Source organism: Algibacter sp. L3A6 (assembly GCF_009796825.1).
Classification (GTDB): domain Bacteria; phylum Bacteroidota; class Bacteroidia; order Flavobacteriales; family Flavobacteriaceae; genus Algibacter.
In genome coordinates this window covers 3,435,617-3,447,850 of record NZ_CP047030.1, presented here as the reverse complement: position 1 = coordinate 3,447,850, position 12,234 = coordinate 3,435,617, and the positions used below count along the sequence as shown (strand labels likewise).

The window sequence follows — 12,234 nt, the reverse complement described above, 5'->3', positions numbered from 1 at the left end:
ATAAACAAATACTATTCAATTAATTAAACAAAAAAAACAGGAATAGATACCCTAAATATTTAAACAAAAAAAATGGCAAAAGACTCGCGCCTTTCGCCATACTACAAGAGTAATGTGCTATTAATTATTCTAGGAGTAGTTTTGTTGTTTTGTATAGAGATACACTGCTTTTTATTTTACAGAAATAAATACCACTGCTTAAATCTCCTCTATTAAGTTCAATTTCATTGACACCAGGTGTTGTACTAAAAGCTATTTTATTAACTAAGCTACCAAGTTGATTATAAACTAAAAGCTCAACATCTTCAGCTTGATTTGCTGTAAATTGTATGCTTGTTTTAGATGTCATTGGGTTAGGCGTTGCCATAGTTGTCAATCCATCTTCCTCACTTATTGTTGATACAGACAAAGTTCCTGCTTTTGCGAAACGTAGCTGCTCTAATGTCATTTCTTTTGATACTGTCTCGCCGTTTTCAGCAAGCATTGTAAATACTATAGATGTTACATCGTTAGCATCTAGTGGCGTACCATTAGTCGATTCGAACTCAGCAAATGGTAAAATAAAACTAGACATAGTGTTTGTTAAATTAACCGACGCTTTATACTGTGTTTCCCAGTTATCAACACTTTCTTTTACTAATCTCACAATAAGAGTTCCTGTACCTTTAGCTTCAAATTTAAAGCTGTTATAGCTTGATAAATCAATTGGATTAAACTTAGGCGTTAAAGCTCTGTAAGCCGCAATATACTCGCTAGTATTAGCCTTTAAAGTGATGTTACGCTCTATATTAAAGTCTTCATCATTTAAGGCCTCTGTGTTTGTCGCTACAGTATATTCTGTAACTTCTGTACTTGTTGCCGCATCATCAAATCCCCAAGGACCATCAGACATGAATAAATCATCTGGAGTTTGTACACCGTCACCAATTCTAAACCCGATATCAAATAAGCTTCCAGCATCAACTTCAATATTAGAAATATAATCTCCACTTAAATCAATATTAGTAGAAACATACTCTACATCGTGCGTTTCTGTAGATCTTACACCGCCATCAAAAACAACACCTTCACTTCTATTTGTATTTACTATTTGCAGATTTAATCTACCATTGTTATAATGTCCTGTTCTAACAAATACTGTTGGTGGCGTTGAGTTGTTGTAGCTATCTATTGGTTTTTGAACTTCTAAAAGACTTACAACTTCTTCTCCTAATTTTAATAAATCATCCAAAGAATTAGACCAAATTTGAAAATTATAAAATCCTACGTTATCTTCATATTTATCTAAATTCCAGTGACTTTCTATTCCGAAGTTTTGATCGTTATTGATTGATTTAGCCGAAAGACTTAAAACAAACTCTACCGTACCTTCTATTGTTCTAATTAAAGATTTAATAAACTGCTGTTCGTTAATTTCGATAGTTGAAACAGAAATTAATTGTGCGCCTAATAAACGATCGCAAATATATTTTGTATGCTCATAAACACCATCTTCTGTTTTTAATAATAAAATTGACGCTACAGATTGATTGTTTCTAATATAATCTACCGAATAAACCTCGGTTGCATTTGTAATTCCTATTAAATCTGTTGGAGAAGATTCAATCACGCTATCTTCATTAATCGCTTCAACTGGCATTAAATCTGACAATTGAAAAGATCCATTTTTAGTTGCCGTAGATCTTCCGTAGTTTTTAGACTTCGTTAAACGTTTTGCAGCTGTTTGATTAAATTTATAACTACTTTTTACTCTATTAAAATTACGTTTACTTATTTGTTGAGATAGTCTATTATTACTTTCTAAACCACCGTCGTTCCCACTAGACGTTGATGATACTTGTAAAACTGGACAGCCTGTATAACCTGAACAAGATGGATCTTCACAATCAATTAAACCATCACCATCATCATCAATACCGTTATCACAAATTTCTTGAGCAACTGGCGCCGTTGGACAACGTGCACCATCGTTACTTGCGCTTGATGGTCCAAAAGCAAATAAGTTAGAATCCATAGTAGATTCTGGAGTTAAATTTTGAACACTTTGAATAACATAAATAGTTCCGGTTTGGTTTGCTGACACGTAAAAACGTCCATCAGCATCAAAGTAAACAGCACCATAAGTATAATTTAATCCTGCTAAAATTGGAACTTCTCCTAAACTTTGCACAGCACTAGTTACCGGATCAATTCTATATAAAATATTAGTTCCTTTCTCTAAAGCATATAAATTACCATCTACAGCATTAAAAGCCCAATCGTGAATACTAATATTCTGAGATAAAGTTTCTTTAGATATATATTTTGAGTAATTATCAGATTCTGGATTTAAATCTACTTTGTAATAATCGCTTCCGCCACCTTTAAGATAATAAATACCATCTGGATTAACATCTCCAATATACTTGTTTTTAGTATCAAATTCTGGAATTACAAAAGATGTTGTTTTAAAATCTTTTCCTATTCTAACAATAGTTTGAGCAGGTGTACTTACATATCCCCAAATATAACCATCTGCAGGATTGTAGGCTGCTGCATTAATATTTCCTGGAGTAACATCTTCAGCTGCAAGAAATGAATTTCCTGAAGCTAAATCAATAGCATAAACATCGTTATACTGAAAAAGATATGCGCTATAATCACAATTAAAAGGTGTGTTTTGTGAAGCAGTTATTAAACTAAATAACAGTGTAGTAAGTACTACTATTTTGTTTTTTAATGTAGGTAATTTTGTTGTCATGATTTGGGTTTTTATGATACTGTAAATTTACTCTAGAAATACGTTGAAAATTTTATTTTTCGTTTAGTTCGATTTTGGTGTAGACGAATGGTAGACTAATACCGTTGAACCGTTTTTCGCCATTATCTTTTTACAAAAATATTAGTGAAATAACTTCTACCATTTTCATCTTGTTTGGATGAAATTCCCATGTCGGTAAAATTTGGATTTTCTAGGTTTTTTCTATGCTCTTCGCTCTTCAACCAAGCTTTAACCAAAGTTTTTGCTGTACTAAAACCGTACCCTACATTTTCCGAAACGGCTATTGCTTTTACCTCATTTTTTAGATTCTCAGAACGTACATAAAAAAAGTCGTGACTTGGGGTGCCTTTTTTAACCATATACGTGTTGTGAGAAATCGCTTCTTTAGAAGCCTTGTTTAGAATATTAAGTTCAGTTAATCCTTTAGAAATTCTGTGCTTATTAATTAACTCTGCAATATCATAATCCATTTGAGTATACTCTACATTAATGGTTTCTGAATTGTATTCTTCTGGTGTGTTAATATCCTCTTCTACAGAACAAGACGTTAAAAAAGTTGATAATAAAACTGCGGTTATAAGTAATAATTTCTTCATCGTGATTGGATTAATTTGATGACAAAATTATAAGGAAGGACCGTTGAATTTTATGTTTTTCGATTAGCTTAATTTGAAGTGTCGACGAATGGTAAAATTTAAAAGACGAATACTTTCAACTACATTTCAACGATAATAAGCGAATAAAACCGATGTAATACACTTTTTGTTTCGTTTTATTGAAGAAAACAACAAATCAAGAAACACTTAACACTCTAAAAACAAGAAGGTTAAAATAAATTCAATTATTGAAAGAAGTAGGGATTGGTTGAGTAATTTAGAGAAATAACGATGTTTTAATAATCAGTACCAGATATTTATAAAAACAATTAAGAAGGATAAAAAACTCAGTAGATATTACTTTTGCGATATAAACTATTATATATCAGCGGTAATATTTATTTTAAAATGGTTATGGAACTAGTTTTACCATATTACAATTCCTTCTTCAACGTCTTCCTCTGGTAAAAATTTACCAATTACAATTGGCGTCAAAATACAGGTAATTCCAATTCGTGAATTCCAACCAAAGTCTGGTATAAAATTCATCACTATTAAATACAGTCCGCAAATAACAAATATTAGTTTTAGAATAGCTTTATCTAATGCCCATGAAAAAGTGAGGTAAGCTATACCTATTAAACAAAACATTACCGTATTAAGTAACTTATTAGTTTCGTCGCTGTAATTTAGAAACCAATTAGATATTTTTCCAATCAACACAATTCCTATTAATATTCTATAAATTTGGATTGAATTATTTTTAAAATACTGCTTCATTTTATAAGTTTTTCAATGATAAAGACACAAAAATAAATACTTCTAAAATTACCCAAAAACCAAATTAAAGTAAATTCAAACGCTTCATAAGTTCTGGTCTATTAGAGCGACTTACAGGAATAACATCCTTTTTAATAAGTACACTATTATCTTCAATATCAATAATTTTTTTAACATTTATGATGTAAGATCTATGCACTTTTAAAAACAAATCGTCAGGTAATTTGTCTTCAATTTTCTTTAAGGTAGAATGTACTGTGTAATTTTTATCTTCGGTTTTTACTTGAATATAGTCGCCCTTAGCCTCTACTAGATAGATACTTGGAATATCTATTTTTATTAAGCGCCTATCAATATTAACGTATAAATCGTTTCCTGAAGAAGACTCTGCCTCTTCCGGCTTCGTAGCCGTTTGAACAACAGGGCTTTCCTTAGACTCCGCTTTTTGTATGGCTTTCAAAAAACGCTCTTGCGTTACTGGCTTTACTAAGTAATCTACAATACAATCATATTCAAAGGCTTGTATTGCAAATTTAGGATCGGAGGTTGTTAAAATTATTTTTGAAGGGTTTTTTAATGTATCAATAAAATCGAAACCATTAAAATCTGGCATGTGTATGTCTAAAATAATTAAATCTACTTCATTTTGATTTAAGTATTTAATAGCTTGCATTGCATTAGGGAAATCTGCTAATACATTAAGACTTGGCACATTCGCGCATAGTTGAGAAATAATTACTCTAGCTGTAGCTTCGTCATCAATAACAATACAATTCATAAATAATATTTAGAGGTCTTTTAAATATATAGTTATGTTGTTTAAAATAGCTTCAAATTCCTCTTTTTGGTCGGTTGAACCTTCTAATAAATTGGTTTCGTAAGCAACGGCTACATCATAACTCTTTTCAAGGCCTAAAATACTAATTTTATGCTTAAGTTTATGCACATTATCTGCAGCTAATTTAAAATTATTGGCATTATAGTTGTCAAAATACACTTGTTTCTCTTCTGGATACTCTTTTTTAATAATATCTATTAGTTTTTGTTTGAAAGCTTCGTCTCCTCCAGATAAACTATCGATGTAAGTTTGGTTAGGCTGTTCCATTTGGTAATTTTTTTAATGTGAAGTAAAAAGTGGTTCCAATATCAACTTGAGATTCTAACCAAATTTTCCCACCGTATAATTCTACTATTTTTTTTACAATAGACAATCCGATTCCTGAAGATTCCGGATTATTTTCTAACTTAATAAAGGTTTTAAAAATTTTATTAAAGTAGGTTTCTTCAATTCCCTTCCCGTTATCTCTTATATGAAATTGCCAATATTCACCGACATCTTCTACCCCTACTTCAACAGTTCCTTGAGCTTTATCATTATATTTAATAGCATTACCTATCAAGTTTTGAAACAATTGCTGTAACCTATATTTGTCACCTTTAACAATGGGTAAATTAGCTTTAGATATGCTAATATTTTCAGGAACTTGGGTTGTTTTTATAATATCATCTATAAGCTTATCTACATCAACATCGTAAACATCAATTTGGTTTTTACCGATGGTGGAGTATTCTAAAATACCTGTAATTAAAGTATCCATTTTTTCTACATTGGATCTGATGAGATCTAATGTTTTTTTACCATTATCATCAACCGATTCATTATAATCTTCCTTTAACCAACTCGTTAAGGTGTCTATGCTACGTAAAGGTGATTTTAAATCGTGAGATACCATATGGGCATAATCACTAAGTTCTTGATTTTGATGGGCTAACTCATTCAAAAGCGATTGCTTTTGCTTATTCATTTCGATAATCTCCTTAGTTTGATTATCGATAAAATCTACCAACTTAGAACCTGTTAACTCAACATTTTCCGGTTTTTCATCTTCATTTAAGTTGTAGTATTTTAAAGTATCGATAACATTTTTCAGTTTTTCGATTACTTCTTTCTGCTCATTTGCTTCTTTTTGTAATTTTCGGTTAGCCGAATACAATTCATCAGAACTAATAGACATGGCTCTTTGAATCATGCTAGATTGTTCGTCAAAATTATTATAGGAAAGATCTACTGCATTAAGAAATTCAGCTAAATCATTATTGTTTTTTAATTCTTCACTTAAAAATTTACGTATTTGTCTTTTTAGTAATGAATTCATTATCTATTCGCTTATAAGCGTTATGGTCATAGTTTGGTTATGTAATTGGCAGGCAACTTCACCGTGAAAAGGCGCTATTTCTCCATAGGAATAAAAACCACTGATAACAGCATCTTTCCCTATAACTTCAATAACTTCTTCTATCTCCTCCTCTACACGTTGGTCGAGAACTAACTTTCTACCAATACAACTAACTAGTATAGCCAGTTCTGGCTTGTTTATCCTATGTTCTAAAGCCTGTCTAGCAGCACGTTCTGATGCATTTGCAATATGATCGACATTAGTCATCATAAGTTGTATTTTAGCATTTTCTTTTATATCTCCTGCTAAAATTACGGCATTCTTTTCTTCATCAATATTTAAAATAGACCGAACAATAGATTGGGTTTCTTCTTCTGTTTTTACATTAAAAGGATACAATAATGCAGCACCTGGTAAATCCTTAGCTTTTTCTCCTAGATAATTTTTATATAAATCTAGAGCTGGTAAACCATCAAGCTCATAAAGAATATTTCCCTCAGATTTTGTTACAATACGTTCTGGACCAAAAGGAGTCCATCCGCCGTGAATTGAAAACGAAATTTCTAATGTATCACCATAAAAACCAACAGCAACTAACTCACCTTCTTTAGGGTTTTCGTTATAGGATGCTAATGTTTTTTCAAAACGCGCATCATCACCACATAAACCTCCAGTAATAATTAAATTATCTTCTGTTGAAGCACTCATGCCTTGAGTAAGCTGGCTACCGTTAATAAAACTACCTTCCGAGACTACAAACACATATTTTAAGCCTTCTTGCGGTAATTGATTAATTAGGTCTTTTCCTGTTTTGTAACTGTCTAAATCTGCATTTAAAACGTTGCTTGTTTTAATAACAAATTTACTTTTTTCAAATTCTATAGCCGTAACCGTAATACTATCATCGTTTACAGTATTAGATGATATTTCTGCACAAGATGAAGCAAATATAATATGACCATCGGGAAATTGCGCTCTAAGCTCTTCGTAAATAGTACCGTTTTCTAATAAATATCTATTTCCAAAAACAAGAACTAAAGGTTCCTTTAATTCTTGTTTTTCGATTACGTATTCCCAATCTTTATTTTTATGTTTTACTAATTGTACTGTTTTCATGGCTGTTTTTTTAATGTAAAATAAAACGTGGTTCCTATATTAGGCTCGCTATCTAACCAGATTTCACCTTCATGTAAATCGACGATTTTTTTAACTATCGATAATCCAATACCAGACGAATCTTTACTTTTCTTTAATGAATGGAATATTTTAAATATTTTATCATGATATTTTTTATCTATACCAATGCCATTATCTTTTATTGAGAATTTATAATGACTTTTTAAGTCATCAAAATCTACTATAATACTACCTTCTTCCTTGTCTATAAATTTAACCGAATTACTAATTAAATTCTGAAAAAGTTGCTGTAATTTGGTTCGGTCTCCCTGTATTTTTGGTAAAGGCTTTTGTATTTTAATTTTGATATGTTCTGGAACGTATAATATAGTAACGAGCCCATTTAGCATATCGTCTAAATCGACCTCTATTTTTTCTGCAATATCCGATCCAACGCTCGAGTAATTTAAAACATCGGTAATTAATTGCTCCATTTTCTCTAAAGTGGTTTCAATAAGTGCAAAGTTTTGCATACTCATATCATCCAACTTATCTTTATTATCTTCTTTTAACCAACTTACTAAAGCATCGATACTACGCAAAGGTGATTTTAAATCGTGAGAAACTATGTGTGCGTATTCTTGTAACTCATCATTACTTTTTTCTAGTTTTTCAAGAAGTTTTTCTTTTTGGAGTTCTAAGTTCTTAATTTCAGTAATATCTAAATGAATCCCAATCGATCCTATTACTTTACCATCTATATCATAATTAGGCGCACCACTAATTAACCAATAGCGAATATCTCCTGCTTTGTTTTTAGCTTTAAGCTCGTAAGAACTAGATTGCCCATTTTTGCGTTTTTTGCTTTCTTCTTCTATAATTTCGCGAATATCTTCGGCTGCAAAAATTTCACCTGCATTTTCACCTCTTACCTCATCTTCTGTATAACCAGACATATCGGAAAAACTCTGGTTAATCATTAAAATTTCGTCGTTATTATTAACCTCGACAAGGCCCAAATTCATGTTAGCAATAATGTTATAATACTTTTGCTTTTGAGCTTCTAAACTATCTCTATAGGTTCTTTTTAGAGTAATATCTGTAAATGTCCATAAGTAACCTTTATACTCATTTCCTGTTATAATAGGCATGTAACTTCGCTCTAGTATTTTTCCATCTACCATTTCGAGCTCATCACCAATTACGTTTTCTTTGGCCGCATCAATTTCTTGCATTCTTTGTAAAAACACCTCAGGCTCCTTAAACAAAACCTTATTGTGCTCTGCAGCTGCTTTGCAATCCATACCAACTAATTCTGCCGGATTTGCATCTAACCCAAAAAGCTCACAAAATTTATTATTTGTGAGTACTATATTTCTATCTTCATCTTCTAGAATGATACCACTATCTAAATTTATTATAAGTGTAGATAGTCTATCTTCTGATTCTATTAATTTTTCTGCCGATCTTTTTTGATCACTAATATCTCTAACAATACCTTGAGCGGCAACTGGTTTTTTATCTTTATCAAAAATAATACTCGCATTAATATGCACCCACTTTACCTCTTTAGATTTAGTGTACACGCGCGCCTCGTAATCTTTAAAAAACCCATTAGTTGTTAACTCTATAAAAGAGTTTATAGCATACTCGTAGTCTTCTTTATAAATTAGGTTATTTACATTTACTTCTTCTTTATCAATATCGTAACCAAATAATTTGGTAGCAGCTTCGTTAAATTTTATAACGTTACCACTTATATCCATTACAACGTAAGCATCAATAATGTTTTCAAAAACACCTTGAAGCTGCGAAGATTTCTCGTCTAGTAAATTTTTTAATTTTTGGGTAGTAAAGAAAAGTTCTCTCGATTTTTCTTCAAGGATAGATTCAGCAGCTTTACGAGCCGCTTTTTCTCTTTTTAGAGCGCGTTGTAGTATTTCAGATTGATCCTGACTCATTAATTTCTTTGAATAAAAAATCTAACTTCAGTTCCGTCTTCTTTTATTTTTTCTAAATCTATTTTAGCTGTTGAATTAAAATGCTCAAATGTTTTGTTCATTAATCCTAAACCAAAATGGTGCATAGCACGACTTGATTTATAAATAAGTACCAATGAGTTTTCGGTTTTATCTAATACCTCGAAAGTTGGTAACTCGGCATCTGGATAAATTTTTCTAACCTCAACATGAATATGGTTTTCTATTGAAGAAATCATTTCAATAGGGTCTTTGTAAGTGGCCAAAAGCCCTGGATAACTTTTTTCAATAACACTAAAAAAGTGTTCTGCATAAACTAGTAATAAATTATCTATAGAGATACCTGTGTTTTCGCTTAAATGCTCTAATAACTGCAGCATTTCGGAGAAACTGTATGTGCCTACAGCAGTATATACGCCATCGGACTTTAATGTTGAAGCCGTTATAATTCTATCGACCATTTCTAGTCCAAACTTATCTTCAACTAAATCTAAAAATTCAGTAAAAACAATACCTTTCATCTATATCTGTTTTAATTCATTAATACTCCAATACGCTAAAAGTTTTTCCATTTTAGAAACGTAATCTTCGTATTTCAAAGGTTTTAAAACATAGCCAGCAATTCCAATTTTATAACACTCCAACAAATCTTTTTGATTTTGAGAGGTTGTTAAAATTATAGTTGGGATGTACTTTAATACATCATCCGACTTTAAAATGTTTAAAAACTCGATGCCATTAATTTTCGGCATATTCAAATCTAACAAAATAATGTCAGGTAATTCGTCTTTTTTCTCTAAAATTTTTAGAGCTTCTTCACCGTTATTAGCTTCTATAATTTTGTGATCTAATTTAAGAGATGAGATTGTTCTTTGAAACTTCATCACTTCAATCATGTCGTCTTCTATTAATAATATGTTGAGAGTTTTCATGGGTATTATATTTTTTTACTTTGAATTTGATGTAAAAATAGTTCTAAACAAGGGTTTTAAAATGGTAATTCGCCTAATTGGATTTTAATGGCGCCCAATAGCTCTTTAGTGTCGACGAATGGTTTTTAACAAATTAGCGGTGTTAGTTGAGTTGTAACAAAATCTTCGAGAAGCCCCTAAAACACTGTAGGTCTTTTAGACTGTTACAATTTTAATGTAAGTAATATCGCTAAACACAGATTGCCTTGTTAAAATAAGTTTTATACCTACTTATTACAAATTTAATAAATGTTAGAATTTAAAATAATGATAACGGATAGTTTAGCCCTGATAGCAGCGGCATCCTTTTTTGAATGGATAGATATTCCTGATTTTACTAAAAGATTTTATTTTAGCAGATAGTACTAAACTCGAGCTAGGTCTACAAAAAAGATATAGCGAATAGCAGGAAATAGCTTCTAAAAAGGATTATTTCACCAAAAGTTTTTTCTGAAAATTGCTTTTTGGTGCTTCACAAAGGGAGCATTCGTAAGTTTCATCAAGGTCTTCAAAGCGTGTGTTTGGATCAATATCTTGAGTGATATCGCCAAAGACTTCGTTATATACAGTTAAACAATCTTGACATTGGTAAACGTTTTCTTCGGTAGTTTCTTTTTTAGCTTCTACAGCTTTTACTTCTTCACGTTGCGTACCTAGTTGCTCAAAATAGAGTTTACTTAACTCCATTAATAAACCCGGAAGCTCTACCTTATCTACATCTTGCACATGCATAATGTACTCACCCGTATTAGGATCGAAGTTTTTAGCATAGAGTAAATTGTAGGTATCACGGATAATAAAATCGCCCAGAAGTTCTGGTTTTTTGTTTTTCTCTATCACTACCGATGTGAAATGGTAAGATTTACTTTCGAAGTTCGAAATACCAAAGGTTAATCCATAAGTACTTATATCGTTTTGATCGAAGTTTGTTACTAAATACTTTTTTAGGTTTAGCGCATCTTTATCATTTACGGGTAAATGCCAATTAAGCTCCAACATAGAGTGGCGCACATTAATACCGTAACTACCAAGAAATTTTTCCCATTTTAACTTAGAATCGATTGGCACACCTTTTACTATAAAAGATTTCCATGGGGTGATACATATTTTACCTATTTTACTTTCTGCGCACAAATCGCACATGTCTTTAAGAAAAGTTAAATCGTATCTATTGTTTCTCCAATACAAACCAAGCCAGTATTTGTCGCCAAAACGATTCATACCTTCATAATAAGGAAATGGGTAAAAAGGAACTTCTAAAGGTTTATCTACCGTACGGTTATTTGTTTCTACGGCATCGTTTACTAAATCAAAAAGCGTTTCGATGGTTTCTGGCTCTTCTTGTAAAACCTGCTCTATGGCAAGTTCTACCTTATCCATATCCCAACTATAAATTAAAGCAGGATACATTTCTGTCTTTTTCCACTCGGGTAAACGCACGTATAAATACCAATAATCTTCACTCTCTGAAGCGATGAAATTTACATTACCTGTGAACAAGGGCACCAAACGTTGCTTAGGATCTATAATATTGATGCGTAATTTTAAATCGTGCTTAAATTGTTCTAATATATATAAGTAACGATCGCTAGTAAGCCAAGAGGTACTTGGTAAAATATCGGCCGATACATAAGATGATACAATATTTTCTATACCATCGTGCTTAGGTTGTATAAACTGAATTTTATCGAATTGCGAAAACTTCTCTTTATCTATCTCTTCTGGAAAAATAATATCTTGTCGAGATCCAAAAGAAATAGCATCTAAACCTAAACCTTCTGCGGCTTCGCAAATATATTTTAATTCACCTGGTGATAAAACACCTCCGTTAATTCTAAGTCTATATGGTTCCAT

The 12,234-nt window shown here is 31.5% G+C and carries 11 protein-coding genes; all 11 read right to left on the bottom strand.

What is annotated here, in order from left to right; translation table 11 throughout:
• Window positions 1-124: 124 nt before the first annotated feature.
• A complete protein-coding gene (locus GQR98_RS14310) occupies window positions 125-2,740 on the bottom strand; it encodes a DUF6923 family protein (protein ID WP_159020091.1) in 2,616 nt (871 codons plus the stop codon).
• A 122-nt stretch (window positions 2,741-2,862) separates the two neighbouring features.
• Window positions 2,863-3,357, bottom strand: a complete 495-nt coding sequence (locus tag GQR98_RS14305) for a CAP domain-containing protein (protein ID WP_159020090.1) — start codon at window positions 3,355-3,357, stop codon at window positions 2,863-2,865.
• 426 nt (window positions 3,358-3,783) lie between these two features.
• Complete coding sequence (locus GQR98_RS14300) at window positions 3,784-4,137, bottom strand: hypothetical protein (RefSeq protein WP_159020089.1); 354 nt, start codon at window positions 4,135-4,137, stop codon at window positions 3,784-3,786.
• A gap of 64 nt (window positions 4,138-4,201) precedes the next feature.
• A complete protein-coding gene (locus tag GQR98_RS14295) occupies window positions 4,202-4,915 on the bottom strand; it encodes a LytR/AlgR family response regulator transcription factor (RefSeq protein WP_159020088.1) in 714 nt (237 codons plus the stop codon).
• A 9-nt stretch (window positions 4,916-4,924) separates the two neighbouring features.
• Entirely contained in the window at window positions 4,925-5,242 is a 318-nt protein-coding gene (locus tag GQR98_RS14290) for an Hpt domain-containing protein (RefSeq protein WP_159020087.1), read from the bottom strand.
• On the bottom strand, window positions 5,229-6,293 hold the full coding sequence (locus GQR98_RS14285) for a sensor histidine kinase (RefSeq protein WP_159020086.1): 1,065 nt from the start codon (window positions 6,291-6,293) through the stop codon (window positions 5,229-5,231). The genes GQR98_RS14290 and GQR98_RS14285 overlap by 14 nt, the downstream gene beginning before the upstream one ends.
• 3 nt (window positions 6,294-6,296) lie before the next feature.
• Complete coding sequence (locus tag GQR98_RS14280) at window positions 6,297-7,430, bottom strand: FIST signal transduction protein (RefSeq protein ID WP_159020085.1); 1,134 nt, start codon at window positions 7,428-7,430, stop codon at window positions 6,297-6,299.
• Entirely contained in the window at window positions 7,427-9,391 is a 1,965-nt protein-coding gene (locus tag GQR98_RS14275; RefSeq protein ID WP_159020084.1) for a PAS domain S-box protein, read from the bottom strand. The genes GQR98_RS14280 and GQR98_RS14275 overlap by 4 nt, the downstream gene beginning before the upstream one ends.
• Complete coding sequence (locus GQR98_RS14270) at window positions 9,391-9,930, bottom strand: heme NO-binding domain-containing protein (RefSeq protein ID WP_159020083.1); 540 nt, start codon at window positions 9,928-9,930, stop codon at window positions 9,391-9,393. Before GQR98_RS14270 ends, GQR98_RS14275 begins: the two co-directional genes overlap by 1 nt.
• The gene (locus GQR98_RS14265; RefSeq protein WP_042494833.1) at window positions 9,931-10,341 is read right to left on the bottom strand and encodes a response regulator; all 411 of its coding nucleotides are present in this window, start codon (window positions 10,339-10,341) and stop codon (window positions 9,931-9,933) included.
• A 468-nt stretch (window positions 10,342-10,809) separates the two neighbouring features.
• Window positions 10,810-12,234 (bottom strand): rubredoxin domain-containing protein, encoded by a 1,425-nt coding sequence (locus GQR98_RS14260; protein WP_159020082.1) that lies wholly within the window; start codon window positions 12,232-12,234, stop codon window positions 10,810-10,812.

What these genes read in the sequence shown, in the direction of transcription:
- GQR98_RS14310 (WP_159020091.1), bottom strand. Translation starts at nt 2,740, where the DNA reads ATGACAACAAAATTACCTACATTAAAAAACAAAATAGTAGTACTTACT.
- GQR98_RS14305 (WP_159020090.1), bottom strand. Translation starts at nt 3,357, where the DNA reads ATGAAGAAATTATTACTTATAACCGCAGTTTTATTATCAACTTTTTTA.
- GQR98_RS14300 (WP_159020089.1), bottom strand. Translation starts at nt 4,137, where the DNA reads ATGAAGCAGTATTTTAAAAATAATTCAATCCAAATTTATAGAATATTA.
- GQR98_RS14295 (WP_159020088.1), bottom strand. Translation starts at nt 4,915, where the DNA reads ATGAATTGTATTGTTATTGATGACGAAGCTACAGCTAGAGTAATTATT.
- GQR98_RS14290 (WP_159020087.1), bottom strand. Translation starts at nt 5,242, where the DNA reads ATGGAACAGCCTAACCAAACTTACATCGATAGTTTATCTGGAGGAGAC.
- GQR98_RS14285 (WP_159020086.1), bottom strand. Translation starts at nt 6,293, where the DNA reads ATGAATTCATTACTAAAAAGACAAATACGTAAATTTTTAAGTGAAGAA.
- GQR98_RS14280 (WP_159020085.1), bottom strand. Translation starts at nt 7,430, where the DNA reads ATGAAAACAGTACAATTAGTAAAACATAAAAATAAAGATTGGGAATAC.
- GQR98_RS14275 (WP_159020084.1), bottom strand. Translation starts at nt 9,391, where the DNA reads ATGAGTCAGGATCAATCTGAAATACTACAACGCGCTCTAAAAAGAGAA.
- GQR98_RS14270 (WP_159020083.1), bottom strand. Translation starts at nt 9,930, where the DNA reads ATGAAAGGTATTGTTTTTACTGAATTTTTAGATTTAGTTGAAGATAAG.
- GQR98_RS14265 (WP_042494833.1), bottom strand. Translation starts at nt 10,341, where the DNA reads ATGAAAACTCTCAACATATTATTAATAGAAGACGACATGATTGAAGTG.
- GQR98_RS14260 (WP_159020082.1), bottom strand. Translation starts at nt 12,234, where the DNA reads ATGGAACCATATAGACTTAGAATTAACGGAGGTGTTTTATCACCAGGT.